At 67.5% G+C, this 24,761-nt stretch carries 11 protein-coding genes and 4 pseudogenes; 7 read left to right on the plus strand and 8 right to left on the minus strand.

Translation table 11 applies throughout. The features are described 5' to 3' along the window. Positions 1-68: 68 nt before the first annotated feature. Positions 69-6,365, plus strand: a complete 6,297-nt coding sequence (locus ACN6LM_RS17890) for a hypothetical protein (RefSeq protein ID WP_445066352.1) — start codon at positions 69-71, stop codon at positions 6,363-6,365. A gap of 700 nt (positions 6,366-7,065) precedes the next feature. Further along, positions 7,066-7,834: pseudogene (locus tag ACN6LM_RS17895) on the plus strand (IS5 family transposase). A gap of 5 nt (positions 7,835-7,839) precedes the next feature. Here the strand turns inward: ACN6LM_RS17895 and ACN6LM_RS17900 are convergent. Then, entirely contained in the window at positions 7,840-12,375 is a 4,536-nt protein-coding gene (locus ACN6LM_RS17900; protein WP_445066353.1) for a caspase, EACC1-associated type, read from the minus strand. After that, on the minus strand, positions 12,372-12,821 hold the full coding sequence (locus tag ACN6LM_RS17905) for an effector-associated constant component EACC1 (protein WP_445066354.1): 450 nt from the start codon (positions 12,819-12,821) through the stop codon (positions 12,372-12,374). The genes ACN6LM_RS17900 and ACN6LM_RS17905 overlap by 4 nt, the downstream gene beginning before the upstream one ends. Positions 12,822-12,998: 177 nt before the next feature. Between ACN6LM_RS17905 and ACN6LM_RS17910 the strand changes: the two are divergent. After that, a pseudogene (locus tag ACN6LM_RS17910) lies at positions 12,999-13,770 on the plus strand (IS5 family transposase); the annotation flags it as partial. A gap of 170 nt (positions 13,771-13,940) precedes the next feature. Here ACN6LM_RS17910 and ACN6LM_RS17915 read toward each other — a convergent pair. From ACN6LM_RS17915 to ACN6LM_RS17930, 4 genes and pseudogenes are all read right to left on the minus strand, one after another. Beyond that, positions 13,941-14,420 (minus strand): ASCH domain-containing protein, encoded by a 480-nt coding sequence (locus tag ACN6LM_RS17915; RefSeq protein WP_445066355.1) that lies wholly within the window; start codon positions 14,418-14,420, stop codon positions 13,941-13,943. Beyond that, entirely contained in the window at positions 14,417-16,477 is a 2,061-nt protein-coding gene (locus ACN6LM_RS17920; protein ID WP_445066356.1) for a GNAT family N-acetyltransferase, read from the minus strand. Before ACN6LM_RS17920 ends, ACN6LM_RS17915 begins: the two co-directional genes overlap by 4 nt. A 746-nt stretch (positions 16,478-17,223) precedes the next feature. Continuing rightward, positions 17,224-17,406: pseudogene (locus ACN6LM_RS17925) on the minus strand (transporter); the annotation flags it as partial. Positions 17,407-17,472: 66 nt separating this feature from the next. Beyond that, positions 17,473-17,703: a hypothetical protein gene (locus ACN6LM_RS17930; protein ID WP_076968386.1), complete on the minus strand. Its 231-nt coding sequence runs from the start codon at positions 17,701-17,703 to the stop codon at positions 17,473-17,475. A 186-nt stretch (positions 17,704-17,889) separates the two neighbouring features. Between ACN6LM_RS17930 and ACN6LM_RS17935 the strand changes: the two genes are divergently transcribed. The 3 genes from ACN6LM_RS17935 (at position 17,890) to ACN6LM_RS17945 (ending at position 20,205) form a co-directional block, all read left to right on the plus strand. Then, positions 17,890-18,477 (plus strand): hypothetical protein, encoded by a 588-nt coding sequence (locus ACN6LM_RS17935; protein ID WP_445066357.1) that lies wholly within the window; start codon positions 17,890-17,892, stop codon positions 18,475-18,477. A gap of 342 nt (positions 18,478-18,819) precedes the next feature. Next, positions 18,820-19,200 carry a hypothetical protein gene (locus ACN6LM_RS17940; RefSeq protein WP_445066358.1) on the plus strand — a complete coding sequence of 127 codons (381 nt, stop codon included), beginning with the start codon at positions 18,820-18,822 and terminating at the stop codon, positions 19,198-19,200. 696 nt (positions 19,201-19,896) lie between these two features. Beyond that, complete coding sequence (locus ACN6LM_RS17945) at positions 19,897-20,205, plus strand: hypothetical protein (protein ID WP_445066359.1); 309 nt, start codon at positions 19,897-19,899, stop codon at positions 20,203-20,205. A 518-nt stretch (positions 20,206-20,723) separates the two neighbouring features. Here ACN6LM_RS17945 and ACN6LM_RS17950 read toward each other — a convergent pair. Further along, positions 20,724-21,842, minus strand: coding sequence for a tyrosine-type recombinase/integrase (locus ACN6LM_RS17950; protein ID WP_445066360.1), 1,119 nt, complete (start codon positions 21,840-21,842; stop codon positions 20,724-20,726). Between the two features lie 40 nt (positions 21,843-21,882). Next, positions 21,883-22,098 carry a helix-turn-helix domain-containing protein gene (locus ACN6LM_RS17955; RefSeq protein ID WP_445066361.1) on the minus strand — a complete coding sequence of 72 codons (216 nt, stop codon included), beginning with the start codon at positions 22,096-22,098 and terminating at the stop codon, positions 21,883-21,885. Positions 22,099-23,259: 1,161 nt separating this feature from the next. Between ACN6LM_RS17955 and ACN6LM_RS17960 the strand changes: the two are divergent. Then, positions 23,260-24,635 (plus strand): annotated as a pseudogene (locus ACN6LM_RS17960) (IS1380 family transposase). Positions 24,636-24,761: the final 126 nt, after the last annotated feature.

Raw genomic sequence — 24,761 nt, forward strand, 5'->3', positions numbered from 1 at the left:
CCCCCCCCCCCCCCCCCCCCCCACTGCCCCCGGAGGACGGCGAGGTGCGCCCGGCGAAACTCGGCCGGATGGACCGCTTCCCGTGGCTGACCCTGCACGTGGACGGCATCGGTGCGGACTGCTACCCCAAGGACGCCTCCGACAAAGGGATCGCCGCGCGTCACCGCTGGGACCCCGACCTCGCGCGCGCCTTCCGAGCCGGGGAGGCGGACGCGCCCCGGGAGGGCACCCTGGCCCGCTGGCACTCGGGGATGCGACAGTGGCTGCCGCTCGACGCCGGCCTTCCCGAACTCGCCGTCGCCGCCGGCACGCCCGGACCGGAGGGCGTCACCCCGGTCCGGTTGGTGCTCGCCGGCGCCGCCACGGAACGCTCCGGCTTCGGCGCGGCGTGGCGGTTCGTCACGGCACCCGGCCACGCGTACGTCCTGGGCCCGGCGGCCTGGGAGCCGGAGGACTGGTCCCGGCTCGACGAGGCGTGTCTGGCGGATCCGCCCGGTCTCATCGTGCACGCCGAGTTCCGGGAAGGCGAGAGCAGGCTTCACCTGTCGACCGACCGGGCCATCGACCGCCGCAACGCCCTGTGGCTGTCTGTGTTCGACCGGCCGCCCGGGACTGCGGGCAACGCCGGAGACGACGACCAGGTCCGCGAGCGGAACACCCACGAGGAGGCGTTCCTGCGCACCGACGCCGGGGGGCAGCCACAGTGGCGGATCGATGTGCCCGACATCGAGGGGTTCCCGCGCTCGGTCGCGGCCGCCTTCACGGGCACCGTCGGGCACCGGACGCGCCTGCTGTGCAGTGTCGACTCGTGGGGCGACGTCGGGGCCCGCAAGGCCGAGGCGACTGTCCAGCCGTTCCAGGAGCGCGGCATCACGGAGGCCAAGCCGACGCCCGAGCAGTACACCGAGTACGCCCGGCTGCCCGTGAACACGGTCGTCGAACTCGAGTGGGCCGAGCGCAAGGCGGCCGACGGCCAGAACCGCGCGACCACCACGGACGGGCTGCGCGGCCTGATCACCACGGACTCACTGACCCTGACCGGTGACTTCCCGTCCCTGTCGAGGACCGCGCAGCGCTGGGCGGTCGTGGTGTCGGACTCCGTCGGCCAGGCGTTCCCCGCACCGCGGCGGCCCGGTGCCGTCCCGCTTCCCGCGGCCCGGCTGCCCGAGCCGTGCAGGCCCCCGGCCGACGGGAGTGTGCTGCCGCACCGGCCGTCGCTCACCGGCATGGTGGTGGCGCGCATCCAGGTGCAGGGCGCCGACCGGTTCAATCTGCTGCGGGTCTGGTTCCACCTGGGGACACGGGTCGTGGTCGCGGAGCTGCCTGCCGAGTGCTTCGACATCGAGAACCCCTCGGTGGGCGACCACCTGACGGGCACACCCACCTCCGAGGGCTGGATGTTCTCGGTGTACCGCCGCAAGCTCCACCTCCAGGCCCTGTGGGAGTGGGAGGAGCGGCCAGGGGACAACTGGAAGCAGCTGGGGCAGCTGCGCGGTTCGGAGGATGAGCCCCGCTTCCTCTTCCAGCACCCCCGGCTGGCGCGGCTGGCCGCCGGGCCTGCCTGCTCCGATCCGGAACCGGCCGGCCGGGCCAACGCGCGGCGGGCGGACAACTGGCAGCGCGGCAACACGGTCCGGGTCGTCGTGCAACACGGCAGCACCCATCTCGTGGGCACGGTCACCGGAGGGGAACTGGGCAAGGAGTTTCAGCCCGTGCACCTGGAACAAACCGTGCTGGACGTGTGGGACATCGGCGACGAGGCATGGCGCCGCTGCCCGGAGCTGCCCGGCGCGATCCGTTTCGTGCGTGTGGCCCGGGAGTTCGATCTCTCGCCCGCCACGCAGGTACGCAGGCACCGCGTGCAGGCCGTCCCTCAGGTCCACGACCCGGTCGCCGAATGGCAGCGACTGATGCGCGAGCCTGGCCTCGTCTTCACCGGCGGGCTCGACTCCGAGAACCGGCTGGTGCTGCGCGGCTGCCGGGCGCCGGACGCCGGGGGCGTGTATCAGCCGTGGCTGGAGCCGATGGACGAGCCGCGGGCACTGGTCGCCGGACGAAACTACTCCACGGACCGGGTCAGGGCGGTCCCCGTACCGCACGCCTCGGGCTGCCGCGCATCGTTCCTCCGCGCTCCGGCGCTGACCGTCGCCGAGTTCATGGCGGAGATCGTCCCGTACGCCTCGGCGGACGGCCACCGCCAGGTGTTCCGCACCGCGCGCAACACCCTGGGCAAGCCGCACTACGTCGGGGTCGAGGAGACCGATGACGGCATCGCGCACCGCTTCGAGTTCGGCCTCGGCTGGTTCGTGGACATCCCCGCCGGGGCGCTTGCGGTCGGCGGCGCCCCCGTGGACCCCGACGGGCTCACCCTCTTCCACGGCGATCCCGTGGACGCGATGGCCTTCACTGCGGACGAGACCGGCGAGGTGCCCGGCGGAATCTCCGTCGCCATCGAACTGGCCGACATCCACAAAGGCATCGAGTACCAGATCCATTGGGAGGCCACCACGGCCCGCGTCGTCCATCTGCTGGACGTCGCGGTGGACCGGGCGCGGCAACGAGTGACTGTTCTGCGCGCGCTGACCCGCAGCCGCGAACTGGGCCTGGGCCGGGAGGACGTCCACGCGGAGAAGCAGCCGGTCAGCGCCCGGCTCGACGAGGCCGCCGTACACGCCCTGCTCGCCGCCCACGACGTGGACTCTCCGCGCCGGCTGATCCTCGGCCGGCTGCAGCCCGAGCAGCAGGGGCGCCGGCGGCGGGCGCTGCGCTTCGCCGCTGTCCTGCCCCGCGCCGCGGCCACCGACGCGGAGTCGGCGCTGCGCGACGGAGACCGGCTGTACCTGGAGGCGGGGCCGATCGTGGAAACCCGCAATGACCACCTGCTGCGCTTCGCCCTCCCGCGCGAACTGCGCCAGTACGATGAGCCGTTCGCCGTGCTGGTGCCGCGGCGGGAATTCTCCCACCGGGAAAGCTGCCTGCGGCGGGCCGCAAAGACGGAGGGCCTCGGCGCGTACGAGGGGCGGGCGCGGATGCTCGTCCAACTGAGCAGGACGGGCCGGGGCTCCGCCGCTCCCGCCAACCAGTGGCACGGCTCGACCAAGTCGCCGCCGCCCCGCAGCACGGCGACGCTGCGCAGCTACCTCGCCCGCAGGGTGGAAGGTTGCTTCGGCGTCGTGGACGGCTCCGGGCAGCACGTCGAGCTGCGTCCGGGCGTGCTCTTCGCCACGGCCGGGATGACGGGGGCCGAGGGTATCGCCCCGGGCTCCGTGGTCCTGCTGAGCCGGGACGAGGCCGACGGGGTCACGATCCACCAGGCGATCCCGGCGGACATCACCTACCTCGACGACACCCCCCGCCCGATGGTCGTCTTCCCCAAGGACCGGCTGAAGAAGGCGGAGGACATCCGCGACGCGGACTCCCACGGGCGCTTCACCGTGGCGGGCCTGCCCGGCCTCAGCGCCACCGCACGTCGGGGTACAGGCGCCGGGTTGCTGCGCACCGAGCATCCCAAGATCGCCGGCGTCGTCCGCCGGAGCGGCCCGAACGGCGCGGTGCAGGCGCAGCTCGTCCCTGCCCCGCGCCCCCGGGCAGGCACCCTCGCGTTCGACCCCGACGACGCCATCGCGGGCGTACAGGTGCTGGGGAGCGGCGCGCCCGCGGGCGACAGCGGGGCCGGGCGTCCCGTCGCCTGGGCGCAGCTGTCGTACCTGGACGGGTCGGCCCAGCAGATCGCTACCGCGTGCGAGGAATGGGGATGGCACTACCACGACTCGTGGACGCGGACCTGGCCCGCGGACGGTGGTGAGCCGCGGATACAGCGGCTCGCCGGACTGGCTCGCTCGGTGGTCGAGCCGGTGTTCTTCTCGAAGAATCGCACCGGCTGGACGCTGCGGTACGAGCTGGCGGCGCTGCGCCACTGCGGGTTCCCCGCCACCGAACTGCTGGAGGAGACCTTCCAGGACCGGCCCGGCACCCGCCGGGTGCACTGGGTGGTGGCCCGGGCGGACGAGGGCAGCGTCTGGCTGGAGCTCACGCCGGGACGCGTCGCCGAGGTCCGCGGCGAACTTGTCCGGTTCGCCGACGGGCACTCGCTCGCCGACCTGGACTGGTCCCTGTTCGCGCCGGGCGACCTGCTGTACGGGCGGGTGGAAGGCGGTGTGAACGAGTGCGGGCACCTGGTGCTGGAGGACTGGAGGCCGGGACTGCGCGGCGCCTTCCTACCGGCCCGCCCGGGGCCGAGGGGCGGCCGTCCGCGCCGGGTGCTGATGCCCGTGTCCCACGCCGACGAGACGGGCGGCACCCTGTACCTGGGTGAGGGCGAGGCCACTCTTCCGTACCCTGCGGAGCGGACGCTGCTGGCCAGGCACGCCCCGCACAGCCGGGTGTGGCTGGACGAGACCAACGCCCTGACCGCCCTCGACGACTCCCCGGTGGCCCGGGACGACGTCCTCCTCCTCGCGGCCGACGCGGCGCACGGCGGACTGCGCATAGTGGGCCTACCGCAGGCCCGGGTGGAGCTCGCCGCGTTGTCCCCACGGGGCTGGTTCCGCACCGAGTGGCTGAGAGACGACTTGGCGGCGGGCGGCAGCGCGGTGCTCGGAGCGTTGGGCACACTGCCGGTGACCGTGGACGAGGTCACGCACGATCCGCAGCCGGTGATCACCGTGTCGCGTCGGCTGCAGCCCGGCGGTGTCTGGCCGCACGGCACCGTCCTCGCCCGACCGGTCGTTCATCTGGGCAACGGCCAGTTGGCGATGCGGATCGGATCCGCGCTCGTACGGGTGCACGTGGAACGCCTGCTGCCCGGGCTGCCTACTGAGGCCGTGACGGCGACGGCGGACGCGCTGACCGCCGCGCGGGGCCTGCTGCGGCTGCACTGGGACGCGTCGACCCGGACATTGACGAGCGGACTGCCGGGTGACCGCGGCGGGCAGGGCGAGACCCTGGTACGCGCGCTGCATGCGGTGGACTCCGCCGACGGTGACTGCCTCGGCGTCCTGTGCCAGGACACGCAGACCCAGGCACTGTGCTGGCTGCCCGCACGGGACGCCTCCTGGGCGGCCGGGGTCCCCGGCGACCTGCTGTTCGGCCATCTGCGCAAGGCCCGCCGACTCACCGTCCTGCGCCGGGGCAGGTGCACGGTCAGCCTCATTCACCATCCGCTGATCGCCCGCGAGTACGAGAACCTGGCCGCAGGACAGCTGCTGCGCGTGACCGGGGTCGGTGAGCTGGAGGCGACGTCCGGCCGCCGCTCCCACCGCACACTGCTGGTGTCCGTGGAACCGCTCGGTGTCCTGGCGGTTTACAGCGCCCGCGGCACGGCGCAGCTGCCCCTCGAGGGCGTGATGGCCGAGGTCTCCCGGCTCGGCCGGGCCGACGGCCCGGGCACCTTGCACCTGGTCGAGCCCGGTTCCCGGCGTACGGTGACGGACCTGCCGGGCTGGCTGTGCGACGCCCTCGGCAGGCTGCACGTCCGGTCCTTCGCGGACTCGGCGGGACCCGTGGAGGACCTGGTGCCGGAGTGGTTCACCAAGTACCGGGACGGCTACCGCACCGGACGTGAGGGCGGGGAGCGTCCCATGGGACGCTCGACCGGCCGGGCGATGCTGTGGGCGCTCGGGGCGCTTGAGCAGGCATCGGGCGAGGGCGTCGTGGCCGCGCAGCAGACGGCCGCGACGGCGCTGGCCGACTGGTTGTGCTCGGAGCACGGGCAGGCCGCCGTGCTCCAGCGGGACATGCAGATCGACCTCGCCCCCTTGCTCGCCGCCTGCCGTCTGGGCAGCTTGCTCCCGCAGCGTGTCGCGGAGCTGACCAGCGGCTGGCACGCCTTCCTGCTTCTGCGGCTCGGGGACCGGGCGGTCAGCTCACTGCACACCGAGGCACTCGTCACCCAGTGGCTCACCCGGCCGGAACGCCATGTCCTCGACGGCGACTGGCGCAGGCTGCGCACCGTGTCCGTGGTCAAGTACCTGACCGCTGGTCAGGTCGGCTCGGTTGACGACTTCGGGCGTGCCGTCACGGGCCGCCCGACGGACGCAGAGAGCGAGGCGGCGCCGCTCGCCCGGGGGCTGCTGGCCGCGGTGGGGCGGCTCCCGTCGGCGGCGCACCTGCACCGGGACGCGCCACTGCTGAACCGGCTGGCGGCTGTCGGCCGGAGCTTGCGTCCTGCGGAGGGCGCCGCGGTTCCGCCGTGGCCGCCGCTGCGGGCCCAGAACGGCGAAGTGGACATCGTCTGCAGGAAGGTGCTGCTGTCCGGGGTTCCACTCACCCTGCTGCCGGCCTTCGAACCGCTGACGGCCGCGGCCGAGCGCTACGGTTCCGTGCTCCTGCAGCAGGCAGAGGCGCGGCGTACGCGGGACGAGTGAGCCAGGTGCGCCGCGCCGCTTCCCCGCGGTGCGGCGCGCGATGGCGGGTCGCCGGCCAGACCGGAACAGGGGCCGTCCAGGACTCGGTGTCGTAGTCGTAGCCGGGTTCGAAGCCCGACTGCCGTCGAGGCGCACCGCGGTCTCAGTGCCGTACAGACGTCGGCCGCGCCGAAGGTCAGTCACGAGCCTGCCTGCGCTGAGCGTGCTGCTGGAATCGGCCCCAGCGGTGGAGCCGACGTTGCCGCCCAGTCTCAGCCGGCTACGACGGCCCGGCCGTCACCGGCATGTCAAAGAGCGATCCGTCCGCTCGCACCGTTGCCCGGAGGAAAACAGGTCGAGCAACCCCCCGCACCACAGACCAGCGGGTCAGGCGCCCTTGTCAGCGGGCTCCAGAATCGCCACGCACTCCACATGATGCGTCATCGCGAAACACGTGAAGCGCAAACGCGTGGAAGTAACCGCAGGCCAGAGCCCAATGAAGGGCATTTCAGACATAACGCTCGCGTGCGTTGCGTGCGCTGCGTGCGGCTTCTTGTCGCACGAGGCACCCGGCGTGCCATTCAAACGTTAGGCGCCAGGCAGTCCTTCACGAAACCGGTCCGCTCATCGCACTCCAGCGGCCTTTGAGCTCGTAACACGATCTTGTTGAGATGCCCTGGTCAGGCGTTACCGGTGTGATGACTCGGCCGTTCGTCAGGGTGTGGGTACTCGACCGTGGATCGTGGACGATGAGTTGTGGGCTCTGGTCGAGCCGTTGTTGCCGCCGTGTCGGACCGGCTCTGTCTGCAGGACATCCTGTTCGTCCTCTGCTGCAACGACATAGCCTGGCAACTTCTCCCGTTGGAGCTGGGGTTCGGCTCGGGGCAGACGTGCTGGCGCCGACTGGACCGGTGGCAGAAGTCAGGGGTCTTCGACCGGCTGCATCGGGTCTTGCTCGCGAAGCTGGATGCGGCGGCAAACTCGACTGGCCCCGGGCCTGCGTGGACGGCTCCCACATCCGCGCGAAAAAGGGGGACCCGAGACCGGTCCGTCGCCGGTCGACCGGCGGAAGGCGGGAAGTAAACACCACCTGATCTGCGACGGACGCGGCACCCCGCTCAAGGTCATCACGACCGCGGCCAACGTCAACGACGTCAGCCAGACCCTCGCCCTGGTCGACGGCATCCCACCTGTCGCAGGCCGCCGCAGCCGACCCCGTCGCCGGCCCGACGCTCTGCTCGGCGGCAAGGCTACGGCTCCAACCCGAACCGCGACGAACTGCGCAAGCGCCGGATCCTGCCCCTCATCTCCTACAAAGGCCGCCCGAACATCAAGGGCCTGGGCAAGCTCCGCTACGTCGTCGAGCAGACCTCCACTACCTCAAACGCCTCGCCGTCCGCTGGGAACGCCGCACCGAACTCCACGACGCCTTCATCTCCCTCGCCTGCAGCCTCATCTGTTACCGACACCTCAAGAACACCCGACCATGATGCCTTTATGCAGAGGGGCAGGGCGGCTGGTAGGGGCGATCGGGTAAGTACTTTCTCCACTGGTTTTTGGTGATGGGGTCACCGATGGCGTTGCAGAGGTCGGCGTTGAGGTGGGAGGTCTTGAGGTCCCAGAGATCGACGCCGGCGAATCTGCGCACGACCGCGAGGTACTTGCCGTCCGGCGTGAAGGCCAAGTCGTGGAAGTTACCCGAGGGAAGGTAGTACTGCCTTGTCGGGGATGCCGGGTTGGAGACGTTCCAGACTTCGGGTCGTTCCTCGCCGTCATCACTATCGCTCTTGGCGGTGAAGGCGAGGCGGTTCCCGTCAGGGCTGAAGGCGAGGTTGCTGAAGTGGCTTCCGCCGAGCGTGAGCTGGGTGGGGGTGCTTGTGAGGTGCTGGTTGCGGACTGGCCACAGACGGAGGGTTCCGCTCTCGTCGGAGAGCGCGAACAGTTTCCCGTCGGGGCGGTAGGCGAACCGTCCGAAGTTGGTTCCTGAGGGGAGTTTGACCGTCCACCGCACCTTTGGGTGTCGCGGATCGTCGACGGCCCAGCCGCGGATTCTCGCGCTGTTGCTCAGACGGGTCTTCTTGAGGCTGCCTTCGTTGATGACGAGTGTTGTGCCATCGGGGGAGAAGTCCAGGCCGAATGCTGTGGTGATGAGCTGTTTGAGGAGTCGTGGGTGGTGGGGATCGGCCACGTCGTAGAGGGAGACCTTCGGTGTCTTGTGGTTGTCGGCGATAGCGCCGTTGAGGTCCGAGACCGCGAGGATGGACGCAGTGGGACTGAAAGCCAGTGCGGCTACGCCGTTGTCCACGTCGATGCTCGCTGTGGGGACCTGCGGGCGGGACGTATCGCGTAAATTCAGATCGACGTAGTAGCCGCTCTGTGTCCTGCGGGTGACGTCGAGCGCGGCGAGGAGCGTCCCGTCTGCGCTGAGCGCAATGTCCTGGCTGATGAAGAGGCGCGGGGCAGGAGAACTGAGCAGTCGTCGGGCGATCTTGTGAGGCATATCGAGATCCCACAGTTGGTTGTTGCCGACGCCTTGGAGTGCCAGGAGTAGGCGCTTGCCTGATTTGGCCAAGTCAAGCTGGGCGCCTGGGTAGGGACGGGCCGGCACAAATCCGGCGGCGCCCGGGGAGACGCCGTTGGAGACGTCCCAGACCTGCACGCCGTGGTCGGATGCCCGAAGCAGACGGCGCGTGTTGCTCGGATCGAAAAGAACTCCGCTGCTGGCTTCCTCGCTGAAATTCTCGAGCGATGCGCCGGGCAGCAGGGCTTCGGGTCCGAACTTGTAGATCCATAGCTGCCAGGAACTGCGGCAACCGGTGGCGATCTCCTTGTCCTTCGGGTTGAACACTAGATGCGTGATGCCACTTCCCGCGCACGTCGCGGTACCCGATGAGTCCTCGGAGTCCCCTGCCACCATGACCCGTCGGGGAGAACGAGCAGCATCGATCTTCCAGAGAGCCAGGTTGACGCCGTCGCCGAAGTCGGCGTCTCCCTTTCCTTTACTCTCGCCCGGGGGCGCGGCGAGCAGGGTGCCTGAGGGATCGAAGGCCACCCGCTGGGGCGACTGTGGGTGATCATTCGAGGTGGTGGAAGGGGTGTACGTGGCCGCGTGCAGGGTTGCGGTGGCCTTGGGGGGCTGGGCTGTACTGCGCAGGTCCCAGAGGCGGAGGCGCCCGTCGGTGCTGATGCTGGCGAGCAGGTCCCGGTGCGGCGACGCGGCCAGGGAGTCGACCCTTTTCGTGTGCCCGCGCATCGCGGTCGACGGCTTAGGAGACGCGGGATCGTGTGTGTCCCAGCGGAGGATCTCGCCGGTGGCTGTCCCCGCGAACAGCATGCTGCCGTCCGCGCTGTAGGTGAGGGAGCTGACGGCCGCGTCCGGCGCCAGGGTGGCCAGCGGTCTGGGGTGCGCCGGGTCGGTGATGTCCCAGCTGCGCAGTGTGGTGGGCGTCGCAGCCGTAGCGACGGCGGCGGTGAGCGTGTGGCCGTCGCGGTTGACCGCCATGGGGCCGCTCAGCGTGACGGGTATGCGGCCGACTGCTCCGCCGGCGCGCAGCACGATGCTGTCCCCTGTGGAGAAGGCGATCAATCCGTTGCGCGTGCTGGACTCCAGGTCGTAGGCGGGTTCGCCGTCGTTGATCATGCCGGGTGTCCGCTGACTGTTCAGCAGCGCGTTGCGTCCTGCGTCGTGGTCCGTCCGGTACGAGATCAGGCTGAGTTGTTTGGCGAGCCCAGGGTGCAGAGTGCGCAGGCCCTCGGCCTCGGCTGCGAGGTATCGGGCCAACTGCCGCTTTTCTGCGCGCTGCGCCTCTTTGTAGTAGACGTTTACGCCGATGAGGCCGCTGGTCGCGAGTACGGCCAGTACGGCAAGAAGAGCGACGGCGCTGTTTCGGAGTCGTTTGGCGAGGCGATCATGGCGCCGGGAGGCCGCGATGAACTCGGCGGCGGATCCGGGAGCGAGTTCGGCGGTGCTCCCGCCGGGAGACTGCTCAGCTGTTTCGCGGAACGCGGCGAGCCGGGTACCTCGGTAGAGGAGGGAGGAATCTTGTCCTGACTGTTCCCAGACTGCCGCGTCTGCCGTGAGTTGCTGGCGAGCGCGTAGCCAGTCGCGGTCGGCTTCGACCCAGGTCCTTAGGTCCTCCCAGGCGCGTAGGAGCGCCTCGTGACTGAGGCGTACGGTGTCGCGGTCGAGGGTGAGCAGCCGGGCTCGGGTGAGTCGTGTCAGCACCTCGGACCCGGCTGCAGGGTCCGGCAGTCCGTGAAGGAGTGCTGAGCGGTCCACGGCCTGGGCGGTGTCGGCGGTCACCTCGCTGACATGGACCAGTTGAGGCAGCATGCGGCGGAGGCAGAGCCGGCCTGCCTCGTCCAGGGCCTTGTACTCAGCGTCGGCGCTCTGCGCGATCGCCTTCTCGATGCCGCCTCTCTGCCGGTAGCCCGCCACGGTGAGCCGCGATCCGGGACTGTGCCGCCAGGTCTCCCAAAGCACATGGGAGAGCAGGGGTAGGACTCCAGCCGCGGGCTGCCCCTGCCCCAGGGCGCCCATCTCGTGAAGAATGAGATCAGGGAGTCCGTCGTCCAGGGCGAGGCCCGCGCGTAAAGCCGGCAGCTCGATCACGGCGCGCAGTTCGTCGGCGTTCATCGGTTCGATCAGCAACTGACGGTCGCGTAACGCGGCGACCAGCTCGGGGTGTGCCGCAGCCTGACCGTAGAAGTCCGCTCGCAGCGCGCAGACGACGACTACCCTGGGGAGTCGTTCACCCTCCCGCGGGTGGGCGAGCATGTTGATGGTGCGCAGGAAAGCTGTGCGTTCGAACGGGTCCTGGCACATGGTGAAGAGTTCCTCAAGCTGATCGACCAGGAGGATCAGTCGTCCGCCAGGAAGTTCGTCGAGGAGTTGGTCGACGATGCCGTGGATGAGGTTCGAGTCCTCGCTCAGCGCCGTGCTGCCAGGGACAGGGGCGACGAGCTGCGTGTCCAGTCGCCGCAGCGGGTGCTCACCCGGCGTGAGACGGATACAGGGCCAGGCAGCGGCCCCGGGCAGGGCCGACTGCGCGCCATTTCCTTGTCCTTCACCACGTAGGTGTGGCAGCAGACCGGCGTTCAGCAGCGACGTCTTCCCGGAGCCGGACGGGCCAACGACGATAACCGGACCGCCTTCGGCAGCTGAGACCTTCTCGACCAGCAGTGCAGTCATCGCGTCGCGCCCGAAAAACAACTCGGAGTCGTCCACGGTGAACGAGTCCAGACCGGCATAGGGGCACCGGTCTGTCTTCGGCTCGAAGTCCTCCAGCGCAGGCTCGGGTGGTATGGCGGCGGGGTTCGGGGCAAGGACCAGATTGCCCGCGCGGTCTCCAGCCAAGCGGCGCGGCAGCGGCTGCTGCTGTGCACGCAGTCTTCGGAAGACGGCGTCATAGACCGCTTCCAGTGTCAGAGTATGCGGTGCACGTGGATCGCCCTTTGTGAGGGTATGGATCAACGCCCCTGTGAAAGCGGTGTGTTCGGCGTCTGGACGCGCCAGGGCGAGCTGCTCGGCGGAGCCCAGGAAGTACTCGCCGTGAGCCGGTTCCATAGTGAACGCCGGAACCCTGGTGCCGCCCCGCAGCGGCCGCCCGGAGAAGCAGCAGTCAAGCGCAATGATCACCGATGCCGCCCGGCTTGCGCTCACGGCTTGCCTCAGCGCGGTGAACGAAAGCGCCTGATGCTCGGCCATGCCGGGAGTGAGGCGATCGGTCTCACAAGAAGCCAGGTACAACTCCTCGTCAAAGCTGAGCAGTCCGTGCCCGATGAAGTACACGAACAGCACCGAGTCGGCTTCACCCGCCGCTTCGCTGACCGCCTGCGCCATTGACCGGGCGTCGGGCGGATCGATCAACAGCTTCAGGCACTCGGTCCTTACCCCGCAGCGTTCGACGAGCACCGTACTCAGGTCGCGCAGACCCCGGGCGGCGGAGGGAACCGAGGGCAGGGTGGAACCCTGGTGCGTGGAGGTGGCAATCAAGAGGACGCGGACACCCGCACCCGACAACGCGGTCACGCCAGCGCCGGCCTGTCGGGGTCGGTGTCGGTGTTCTGTTCCTCCACCGATTCCAACAAGGCTGACAGAGCGGACACTTGACGGCGCAAGGCTTCCGCATCGAGATCGGACACACCCGCGGCGGTGAGTTCGAGCGAACCTCGGTCGGGTAGTGTCACCTTGATCTTCACGTTGGCCCGCCGGGTCCGGAGCCAGGAGATGATGGCGGTGGCCACGGCCGTCGCGGCGCCACCCGGCCCGAGGGCTACGGAGACAGCCTCTGCCAGCGGCCCCAGCGTGCCCGGCGCCGGAGGACCCTCCAGTAGAGCAACGCGACCCCGGAGTCCCTCGCCCTCCCCTAACCAGCCACCCAAAGAGCGTAGTTGGTCGCCAGAATCGATGCCCGCCACCCGGATCTGAACGTCCACAATGCCTCCGAAGCCATCATCTGGATGTACTGAAGCCACGCCTTCAACGAAGATAGCGATCCTAGTGAGGCTTGCCGCCCCATCCTCCAAGATTGCGCACTTCCACCATGCCCCTCTCTCAGGCGCGTAGAGCTCGTAACATGATCTTGCTGAAGTGGGCTGGTGGGGCGTAACCGGTGTGACGATGCGGCTGTTCGTGTGGGTACTCGACCGTGGATCGTGGACGATGGGTTGTGGGGTTGATCGAGCCGTTGCTGCCTCCCTGGCTGGAGCGGTCGCCGGGGCCGCGTCCGGTGTCGGACCGGCTTTGTCTGCAGGGCATCCTGTTCGTCCTCTACAACGACATAGCCTGACAACTCCTGCCCTTGCAGCTGGGGTTCGGCTCAGGGCAGACGTGTTGGCGCCGCCTGAACCGTTGGCAGAAGGCAGGAGTCTTCGACCGGTTGCACCGGATCCTGCCCGCCAAGCTGAACGCGGCCGGCGAACTCGACTGGTCGCGCGCGTGCGTGGATGGCTCCCACATCCACGCGAAATAGGGGGCCCGACACCGGTCCGTCGCCGGTCGACCGGCGGAAGACGGGCAGCAAGCACCACTTGATCTGCGACGGCCGCGGCACCCCTCTCAAGGTCATTACCACCGCGGCGAACGTCAACGACGTCACCCAGACCCTCGCCCTGGTCGACGGCATCCCACCTGTCGCGGGCTGGCCCTGCCGACGACCAAAAGCCCTCCTCGGCGACAAGGGCTACGACTCCAACCCCAACCGTGACGAGCTGCGTCACCGCCGGATCCTGCCCGTCATCTCCCGCAAGGGATCGCCGAACATCAAGGGCCTGGGCAAGCTCCGATACGTCGTCGAGCAGACTTTCGCCCTTCTCCATCACTTCAAACGACTCGCCGTCCGCTGGGAACGCCGCACCGAACTCCAACGACGCCTTCGTCTCTTTGCCCTGCAGCCTGATCTGCTGGAGACGCCTCAAGAAGGCCCGCTCCCCGCCTCGGTGTGGAGCCGACCCGCGGAACGCGCTTCTACCTGGCTGTCTTCGCCCGCTCCCCCTTGATTTTCCCTAGGTTCTCCATTACGGAGAGCTAGTCTGCCGGGCAGTGTTCGGCAGCGGAATTACAGGGTCGGCCTGTTGAAGCACCTGGTTTATCACCTAGGCCAGTGTCAGGTCGTTGAGTGCACCTTGAAGGGCCGCACCGGTCACTGGTGCCGCCTGAGCGACCTTCCGGAGGTCTTCACCGGTCAAGTACCGGTAGCTCTGCGGCGGATGGAAGGATCCCGAGGCTCGTAGCGCGGCCAGCGGTACCGGGGCTTCGAAGGTGATCGGTTCTTCGAGTGACAGACCGCTGGCCTGGGTCGCTCCACTCATGTACTCGTCGTACTCACGCCGACTGATCCCAGCGCTGGTGCGGTTGGCCGACCAGACTTCCCGCGGCGAGGCCACCTGCACGGAGGAGATCCGCGCCATGCCCACAATGGCCATCGTGGGCGCGGTCGCGTACAGGAGCACAGGAGTTCCCGGTGAGGCGGCGACGCGCTGCCGGCGAACCTCGACCGTCTTGGTCCCAGCCAGGATCGCCGTGGCAAACCGAGGGTGGACGGACAGCAGCATCGCGCGCTCCGGATCACTCACGTCTTTCGGTGCCCCTCTTCGTACACGGCCTGGAACAGCGTGCTGCTGATCTTCGACAGCTGCATCGGCGGTACCCACCGTAGTCCCAGCCTCTTGGCCAACGCGGTCATTCGTGCGTGCGTCACCTGTACGGGAAAGATCTCCGTGTCCGAAAACCTCAACGCCATGGCCTTCCCCGACCCGTCCGCTGCGTCACGCACTTCGGCATGACCATATACGCCCAGGTGTTCGAATCGCGAGAAGAGGGTGTCGGGGTCGTCGACGACCACCTCGTCGAGGCGCGAGCAGCCGATGACCATCTTGCCCTGCTGGCCGGAAGCCCCTTCACTGACGTACCACAGGATTCTGGCGGGAGCGCTCTCTCCCCGGCGACCGGACGAACGGTAGTAGACGTGCTCGCGGCTGATGCCCAGGACGTCGTCCCGGGGAACGAGCATGGCGGGAACATCGAAGAGCTCCGTAGACCATCGCGGCTTGATGGGCGCAATGAAGGAGGGCAGGGCCGTGTCGATCAGCTTGGCCGGCCACCACACCCGCTCGGCCATGCTCGCGACCTCCGGCGACACGCGCTCATCGAGCCGAGGCGCCGACCGTCTCATGCGCCCTGCGATCTCTGCCGCCTTCCGCGAGACGGCCACGGCAGATCCGCAGACGTCGACCAGCAGTACGGTGAAGCCGCTCTCGTGCTCAATGAAACCGTCGGCACTGGCGGCCGACATCGCTGCCTGCGACAGAAACGGATCGGTGATACGGATCGCCTGCGCCCCTCGCTCTCGGCCGAGCCGCTTGAGCATAAACAGCAGTTGCCGCGCAAGGCTCTCCTCCAGCCGGTGCGATGCCGTGCGGAGGAACGCGACGTTTAGTGTGCGGCCGTCCATGGCCCAGGCGTAGAGGGCTACCGGATGCCCCTCTCCGTCCCGGAGCAACTCCCTGCGCCACACCACCCCGTCAGCGGCGAGACTCTTCAGACGTTCCGCGAAGGCCGTTCCACGGTCGCCTTCGGCCTGCTCGAAAAAGCCGACCAACTCTCCTTCACCGCCTGGCGCAATCTCCTCGGCGGAGAAGGCAGTGCCCATGAGATCAGCTGGACGGTACACCTGGGCCTGGCGCAGTTCGTCCACATGCAGCGTGACCACCGCCGGGGAGACGACCTTGACCCCTGCGATGTCCAAGGCGATATCTGCCAGAGCCGTCAGTGCAGGATCGCGCGTCACCAGTACCTGGAGCCCGGCACACGACGTCTCGGCCACGTAGCGCAAGCGGGCACGCTGCCGACCATCAAGAGGAACACCAGGCATCTCCTTCCCCGTTGTCGCGACAAGCTCCTCCAAGCGGACGGCAACGGCAGCACTGTCGGGAGACAGGGACCGCAGCTCGGCAAGGCCCGCCCGCTGATGGGTGCGCGCCTCACGTTCCTCGACATCACGCACGTCATGCAGAAGCTGCGGAGTGAAGGCAAGCTCGATCAGGTCGGCGAGCCATCCCGCTTCGAGAGCACGCGACTCCTCAACAGCGCGTTCCGTCCCCGTACCGCGCAGCCCGGCGAACACACCGTGGTCCACGGTCACCACCAGCAACGCATCGCTCTGGGCCTCGGTGAACAGGTCCTCGTGCCCCAGATCGAGCCACCAGGTGTCCAGCGTTTCCTTGTCTTTGCCCCGCCCCAGGCTCTCTCCCCTGGGGACAAAGCCCAGCGCCGTCCACATGCTGCTGAGCCCGTAGTCGCGCCGGCACTTCGCACGGATACCGAGCCTATGGGCGTGCCGCGCACGGATCGCCTCGATCAGCTCACGAGCGACACCCTGGCCTCGGCGCTCCTCTGCAACGCACAAGTGAGCCAGCCTCACATGCAAACTCCGCTTGGGAAGCCCGAAGAGCGCGTAACCGACCACCTCCTCGCCATCCAGGGCCACCAGCAGGCCGTCGTCCTCGGCGTGCTTACGGTAGGCAGGCGGCGTCAGCAGCCCCAGGTACTTCGTGTTCCGGTCGCCCAAGGCGATGATCGCGTCTAGCAGCCGCGACTGCTCCGCAGACACCGGCAACACTCTGATCGCCATGTTCCCCCTCCGGTCCTTCAACCGACAATGCCCCAGGACGGCATCCTGCCCAACAGCGTTGGTAGCGAGCCACCGATTGATCAAAACCGGCTGACTGGCGGGAATCTGTCTGCTCTTGTTTCGTTCGAGTGGACGGGCGGCGGTGTTGGGGGGGGTGTGCCTGGCTGCGGCTTGACCTGGACCGTCGGTTGCTCGTCGGTGGTATCCCATGGCTTGCCTCAGAGCGGCCATCGCCGCCGCACCACGCGAGCCCACGCGGCTGGCCTCGGAGCGTACGCGACACGCACCCCGTTGGTCCCTCATGGGCAGAATCCGCAAGCTGGTTGACCAAGACCGTTCTTCCCCACGTCCGCGTAGGCGCTGCTTCTACGCTAACCGTCATGTGCGAAGTCGAATACCGGAGCAGTGGGGTTCCGTTGGAGGAGTACGAACTCACCTGTAGGGACCACCGTCGTCAGAGGCAGAGCGAGGAGAGCACCGTATCGATTCGACGACAGGTCGAAGAGGACAATGCCAGATGCCGGGCAGACCCGGCGATAGCAGAGGCCTGCTTCACCCAGTCCCGCACCGCGGTCTCGGTCAGCTCGAAGTCCTTGGCGACCTGTCCGACCGAGCGGTCACCGCGTCAGCGCAGCCCGACGATCTCGGCCTTGAACTCCGGCGTGAACGAACGGCGAGGGCGGCGAGGCTTCTTTCTCCCCATGCTCTCCATGATGGACGTCCTCCCGGGGATGAACCCCTGATCTCGAATGTCCGTCAAAGCGGATCAGGCTCAGGGTGAAGTCACCGGCAACACAGATCAGGCGGGGGGCGCTCCACAGGACCTGCGCTGCGATCGGCACTCCGAGCCTGTCGCGGACCAGGCTGCCGAAGGCGCTCCGGTGCCGGGTGAGCCACGACAGGTAGTAAAGGCCCTGGTTGATCACGCCTTCGCTGAACCACGAACCTCGTCAGTGCCGGACGACCCGGGCCCGGGCAGGGAGTCGTCCGCAACCTCAGGTTCCTAGAGGGTGGTACTCCGTACGCTCGGGGTCGGGCCGGACGATCGTTCCCTCTTCGGTGAGTTCGCGCAGGATCCGGCGCGCTTCCTTCTCGCCGGCCTGCGAGGTAGCTGGCTCGTAGCCGGCGAGACGCAGTGCCAGAGCGGCACGCGGTGGGTCCCACGTTCCGCCGAGAGCTTGTATGACTGCTGCCAGGGCTTGCTTGTGCGTTAGGGGCTTGGTCACCGTAAGTTCCTTCTCGAGGCTGGTATCGGCAGCGGTGCTGCTGGACCGGGGCGGTGGCCGGTCGCCGGCAGCGTACCGCCAGGCATTCATTGAGCTAACGCGCGCGTCCGTGGATGCCGTCTTCTGTATCTGGCTCCTGCACTACCATCCAGAGCGATCATCGGCAGACTCGCCGGAGGGGGAGCCATGAGGAAGTGCATCGCGATGCTGGTGCTTGCTGGCGTCGTTGCCCTGACGGGGTGCGACGGGCAAGGCGGCACGGGAAGCCCGCAGAGCGACAAGGCACCTCTGTTGGCAAGTCAGCAGGGGAGGTCGTTCAATGATGCGGCGCTGACCGCCAAGGCGGCGGGTTACGCGACACGCTTGGACACGGGGGCTGGGGGGCGTGATTACAGCTCCCTGGACGACCCCGAGGGCGAGTGGACCGTCTGCTGGCATGAGACGGAGCGGGTCAAGGGCGATGAGACGACGGACGGGGATTTTTGGTCTGTCCTCTTCTACATGGTCGAGGACCCCGCTGACTGCGAAAGCGGCAAGCTCACGCCCGTCGCCGAGCGACGATACCGCGACATCGCGCGGGATGGCGCCTCGGCGTCGGAGGGGGCCGACGACGGTAGTGACTTCGCTCGCGACACCGGCCTGCCTGATCCTCAAGAGCGCAACCCCGATGGCTCCTACAAGTACAGCCTCTGTGAAGGCAGCGACCTTGCCACTGCCGACGACTGCTATCCATACGAGGACGAGTACGAGAAGTACCTCGAAGATCACGAGTAAGGGCTGGCCCATTCTGGCCCGGTGAACCTGCGCTCCTGGTCGATCTCTGTCCTTCAGGGTGTTCTGCGTTCTGATACCAGACAACGTGTCTGTCAGTGGTGGGTGAAACACCGCGGCGCATGACGACACGCGATGCCCGTCATACAGCAGCACCCCGGGCCCTGTTGCGGGACGGGCGGGTCAGCGAGGGCGAGCGCGCTTCCGTAGCCTGCTGTACTCCGATGCGCGGGCCACGCAACACGTCTCATCCGAACGAACGTCCTCTCATAACGTTCGGAATTACCGCGGAAGTTACGGGCATCGTCTCCGGGGCAACACACCCGGGAACCGCGAGAGGTCCACATGCACCAGACCCTCAACGAGCGGCAGCAGACCGTGCTCGACTGGGTCAGCCAGGGGTGTCCCGACGGAGTCTGGCCGGACAGCACTTTCAAGGTCAGCGCTCAGGCACTGCAGAGTCGCGGACTCATCAGAATCACTAAACGCCGAGGGCATTGGACTGCCAACCTCACCGACAAAGGGCGGCAGCATCTCACCGACCGCGGCATCTGCCCCGTCGAGCAGAACGCTGCACCACTCGCGCAGCCCAGCCGCAAGCCGGCACCGCCACGCACCAAGGCCGCACCCAGGGCCCGTACGAACTACACAGACCAACTCCTCGAAGAACTGGCCGCGAACGACAGTTGCCTCACAAGCCCATCGAAACCGGACCGCACGCAGTGAATTGGACATCACGGGTGAACACCGCCCGCAAGTCCGGCAAGATCCCGCGCACACATGAGCTCTACGCATACCGGACCCACCGCGGCTACGAAATCAAACTCGTCGACATCCCCGCCTGGCGCCTCGCCGAACCACCCCGCTCCCCGTTCCGCCCAGACTCACCAAACCCCACTCCCTCGTGGCCGCCCTCCAACAACGGCCGCAGCCCATGGGGCTCACCAAATCCATCCAAGGCCGAGCCCTGCGCATCATCCAGGCCCTCATCATCGCCACCGAGTCACAAGGCCATAAGCCGGCACTCGGAACCACGCAAGGCGCTCCCCTACCCCGCCGACGCCGCAGCGCACCACCGCACTTCACCATCACCGCCCAAGGCGAAAGCGTCGGATTCCTCGTCCTTCAGGAATAGGACCCCAGCGAACACATCCCCACCGACAAGGAACTCGCCGACGCCAAGAAGCACTCATGGATGCGCATCGCCCGCTTCGACTACACCCCCTCAAACCGCCTGCGCTTCATCCTCCGCGGCGGCAGCCCGCACCGTGCGAGCGAATGGGCCGATGTCCCCGACAGGCCTCTAGAAGACCAACTCGTGAAATCGCACAAGAAGTCGACCTCCGCGGCAAAGCCGCAGAACACAAATGCCTTGCAGACCAGCAGGCCAGGGAAGCCCAGCAGAGGCGCTGGGAAACCGCCATGGAGGAAGCGCCCACCGCATACACCTACGCCTATCGCGTCAAGCACCTCGAAGAACAAGCAGACGCCTGGCACCAGACCAAGCGCCTGACCGAATACATCACAGCAGTACGCGACCACGCCACATCGCTGCCACCCGGACAGGAAAGAACAGAGATCGAGGCGTGGCTCGCCTTCACGGACGCCCGGCTCCAGCACCTCACCGAGTCCGACGCAGCGCCGAAGCCGCCCTCCCCGCCCAAGCCCAGCGGCGACGGCCTCAAGCCCTTCCCCGGCCACTGGAGCCCCTACGGACCCCGTTCTTACTGAGCCTTAAACCAGGCCACATCGAGCACGACTTCACCAAGAGGCGGCAAAGAGGGAGCCCCTCAATCCGCACTCGACACGCCGTCACCTGCAGAAACAAGCACCTGACAGCCCATCAGAACGTGCGTCAGAAGGGCCCATCGTGCGTCGAATATGCGTCAAGACACCGCCCGTAACGCCCACAGCGCACATAATGCACACTCGGCGAAACCGCAGGTCAGGAGCCCTTGCCCGCAGGCTCCAGAATCGCCACGCACTCCACATGATGCGTCATAGAGAAGATGCGCAACCAGCAAATCACAAGGGAACATGCAGGTCAGATGGCATCTTCCACCTACAAGTGCGGCCCCTCATGCGTCACACGTGCGTCACCGCAGGACGCGAGCATCAGAGGCCGCCATCCCACTTCCACACAACGCTTGTCCCATGAGAGCACGAAGGCCCTGCCGGTTCGTACCGAACCAGCAGGGCCAAACATACACGGAGCGTCAGTGCCTTAGTTTTCGATCATCGCGACCCGGTCATCGCCGAGCGGCCTCGGTGGGGACCACGAGCTGCGAATCGAGCCGTGTCCACGCGCCGAGGACGGCCTCGTGCGCATCAGGCGCGAGGTGGGCATACCGCTGAGTAGTCTGATAGCTCTCGTGCCCCAACAAGTGCTGCACCTCATACAGGGACACCCCCTTCTGCACCAGCCACGAAGCGCATGTGTGACGCATGGAGTGCGGCGGATACTCGGGAACAGCTCGTTGCTTGCCTTCGTCGAGGAAATAAGCGTCCCGCAGGGCAGGCCACCACGTCTGACGCCTCCAATTTCCGTCATCGAGCAATCGCCCGGATCGCCCCTTGGTGACCGTAGTAAAAACGACACCGGCACGATCCTCTCCATGCATGTGACGCGACAGAGCATCAAGGACGTGGGCAGGCAAGGGAACCTCTCGACGACTCTTTGCGGTCTTGGGGTATTCTTTGATACCGGATTTCGTGTTGACCTCGACGACAAAAACTCGCGACCGCCGCCAGTCAATCCTCTTCCCATGGAGCCCTGACAGCTCACCCCACCTCAGGCCGGTGTAGAAGCCGAGCAGGGCCATCGTTTGCCAGGGCTGCGGCAGCTCATCAAGAATCGCTTGGGCCTGGTTGAGCGTGAACCATTGCGGAGGTTTCACATTCTCCGGCGGCAAGTCGATTCGTCGGCATGGCGTGACCGCAATGATGTCTTCATCCACCGCAGCCTGCATCAGCGAGTGCATCAGGTTATACGAGCGCCGGATCGCCGATGCGCCTTTTTTCGCAAGAATCAACTTGCGGACCCACGTTTGTATGTCAATGCGTCCTATCGCCCGCATTTCCCAGTCCGCCCAGTACGGCATTACGTGGTTGCGTATCGAAGAGGCGTCTCCGCGAAGCGTGTGCGCCTCAACAACACGCCCCTCCCACCAGCGATCGTGCCATTCTTGGAATTTTATCTTCCCGCCACGCGGATCTCCGTGGGTTCTCCGCCGATATTTGGCCTCCCGCTCAGCGCCCCAATCCCGCGCTTGATCCTTGAGCGCGAATGTCTCGGTTTCCCGGTCGCCCGCCGGCGTCCTGACTGTCGCTTGCCACTTCCCGGACGGAAGTTTACGCAGGTACGGCATCTTGCCTTTCTCGAATCAACTGAAATATGGGCGCATTGAGCTATCCCGCCCGAGCGGCAGTGGAAACAACAGAGCTAGTGCGCCGCTCAACGAGAGCTTTCACAGAACTTCCGGGAACTCGCACGCGAGAGCGCTCCGTACCCGTGCGGAGGTCGATAACCGAAAGTTCACCCAGAGCTATGTACCGGTAGACCGAACGTCGACTTATGTCCAATATCTCTGCAACGCTCTGTATAGACAGCAATTTTTCGCACACGTCTAGCTCCGATGGATAGGGCAGGTCAACGGCCGGGCCGCACGCGATCCACCGCCAAGCAGTCAGTGCGGACGCCCTAAACGATCCAGGGAATCCCCGGTTTCGGTAACCGGGGATCGTGGTCTATATTCCGCCCGGAAATCGGGGCTTACGAGGAAGGTCGGCAGATGAGCACGGGGGCATGTCGTCGGCCAAGGCCACGAGCCCGGCCTCTGTACCTGACTGAGACTGAGAACCACGACGCGTTCGAGGACCACGACGCGTTCGGGGGGCGCCGTCGGCTAAGGCGACGGCACGGACCTTGGCTCACGGGTCGGCCGCGACGTACGCGAGCACCACCAGGTCTCGGCTATATCCGTACTTGACCAGCCCCGTCCCGAAGAACCATGGCGGCGCAGAGGTAGAGGGACAAGGACGCGGAGAGGGCTGCGTGGTCCGCATTCGTATGGCGGCCAAGCGTGCCTGCATCGAGCGCCGAGGCGGCGAATCGGGCCGACCGAAGTGCGGCTTTCGGGCAGGTGAGCCTCCTTGGTAGGGACCAGGGCGCGAGACAGGCGACCGAGAGACGCGCCGGAACATGAGGCACCCTCATCGCTTCGCACGCCTCTGACCTGGTGATTTACTCGGGCTTGTACGTTGACATGGCCTCCGAGCGTGAATCCAGCCCTGTGGGGCTTTTCCTCGTCTGCCGTGAGCGAATCAGTCCTCGGAGCTGCGACGAGGCCGCCGGCCCGCCCCTGGCGCAGACCACTGCGGATGCCCTTGCCCGGCCCCGCCGCCAGGGGGTCCAGCAGTTCAAATATGTCGCCCACGCGTTCGCCCCCTGAAGGCCGCCGGCGAGCGCGAGCCCACGCGTGCTCGCAGGGGATGAGGGTGAGGATGATCTCCCCGACCGCGGAGTCTGGGCCGTCTTCGTGCCGCTGGTGGATGCGGTGGCCGGCCCTGGTCGATGGTGGCGTCGTGGACGGCGAGCGGGTCGCCCAGTAGCTGGCAAAGCCGAGCACTGAGAGTTCGATCAGATCGATCAGGATCGCCCTAACCTCGCGCTTTCGTGAAGCGGACTATCCGACGGGTGGTCAGGTAAGCGAAAGGTGCCCCTGACCAGCAAGAATGAGGATTGTCGAGGTCCTTGTTCCTGCTCCAGCCGGAGGCACTTCCCAGGTGAAGAAGAGTATCGGGTCGTACCCGCGTGTCCGTATCGAGGGTGGTGGCCGGGCGGTGGTCTCGCAGGCCGGGGGTGTGCTGCTGGGCGAGACCGTTCGTAAGGCCGGTTTGGACACCGCGATATCAGCGGCGCTGACGCCGTGGCGGAAGGCTCGGGCGGTGCACGATCCGGGCAAGATCCTGCTGGACGTGGCGCTGGCGGTTGCGTTGGGTGGGGACTGCCTTGCGGATGCGGGGATGTTGCGGGCCGAACCGGCGGTGTTCGGGCCGGTGGCTTCCGACCCGACGGCCTCCCGCCTCATCGACACCCTCGCAGCCTCCGGGGAGAAGGCCCTGCGGGTCATCCATGCCGCGCGGCCCCAAGCGCGCGGCCGTGTCTGGCGGTTGGCCAGCGGGGAAGCGCCTGATGCGGGTGGGACGGTGACCGTCGATCTCGACGGGGTGCTGGTGATTGCGCACTCGGACAAGGAGGACGCGGCCCCGACCTGGAAGCGGACCTACGGGCATCACCCCCTGATGGGGTTCGTCGACCATGGGCCGGGCGGCACGGGTGAACCGGTCGCGGCCCTGCTCAGGCCCGGGAACGCGGGCTCGAACACGGCGGCCGACCACATGACCGCCGCCCAACTAGGTCCACCAGCAAGTGCTGAAAGTACCGGCGCGGGCACCGGACCCTGATCCGCACCGACTCCGCGGGCGGCACCCACGACTTCGTCGCCTGGCTCGCCCGGCGAGGACGGTGGCTGTCCTACTCGGTCGGCATGACGGTCACCGAGCAGGTCCACCAGCACGTGCTGAAAGTTCCGGCATCGGCCTGGACGTCGGCTGTCGGGACGGACGGCGAGATCCGCGACGGGGCCTGGGTCGCCGAACTCACCGGTGACGTCCAGGACGGCTGGCCCAAGGGCATGCGGCTGATCGTCCGCAAGGAACGACCGCACCCCGGGGCCCAGCTGCGGCTCACCGACGCGGACGGCACGCGGCTGACGTGCTTCGCCCCCAACACTGCGGGCCGGCCGATCGCCGAACTCGAGCTCCGCCACCGGCTGCGGGCCCGGGCCGAGGACCGCATCCGGGCCACCCGGGCCACCGGCCTGCGGAATCTCCCACTGCACCACACGGCCCAGAGCCGCATCTGGCTGGAGATCGTCCAGATCGCGCTCGACCTGCTGGCCTGGATGCCGATGCTCGCCCTGACCGGCAAGGCCCGCCTCTGGGAATCCCGCCGACTACGTCTCCGCCTGTTCACCACGGCCGGACAGCTCGTCACCACCGGCCACCGGTGGATCCTCCGCCTCGCCCGGCATTGGCCCTGGCCCCGTCACATCACCGCAGCCCTCAACCGCCTCGCACTCCTACCGAACCCCGACTGACCAGCGGATTCCCCGTCCCTACGACAGCACGGCACCACCCGGATCAGTGGAACCCGGCGTCCACCCGAGAAGACACTCGGGCCCTCAACCTGCACAGCCTCAGCCCCACGGGACGAAAAGGTCCAC

This window comes from Streptomyces sp. SAS_281 (assembly GCF_052542855.1).

What these genes read in the sequence shown, in the direction of transcription:
- ACN6LM_RS17945 (WP_445066359.1), top strand. Translation starts at nt 19,897, where the DNA reads ATGGAGGAAGCGCCCACCGCATACACCTACGCCTATCGCGTCAAGCAC.
- ACN6LM_RS17940 (WP_445066358.1), top strand. Translation starts at nt 18,820, where the DNA reads ATGCACCAGACCCTCAACGAGCGGCAGCAGACCGTGCTCGACTGGGTC.
- ACN6LM_RS17950 (WP_445066360.1), bottom strand. Translation starts at nt 21,842, where the DNA reads ATGCCGTACCTGCGTAAACTTCCGTCCGGGAAGTGGCAAGCGACAGTC.
- ACN6LM_RS17920 (WP_445066356.1), bottom strand. Translation starts at nt 16,477, where the DNA reads ATGGCGATCAGAGTGTTGCCGGTGTCTGCGGAGCAGTCGCGGCTGCTA.
- ACN6LM_RS17935 (WP_445066357.1), top strand. Translation starts at nt 17,890, where the DNA reads ATGAGGAAGTGCATCGCGATGCTGGTGCTTGCTGGCGTCGTTGCCCTG.
- ACN6LM_RS17890 (WP_445066352.1), top strand. Translation starts at nt 69, where the DNA reads ATGGACCGCTTCCCGTGGCTGACCCTGCACGTGGACGGCATCGGTGCG.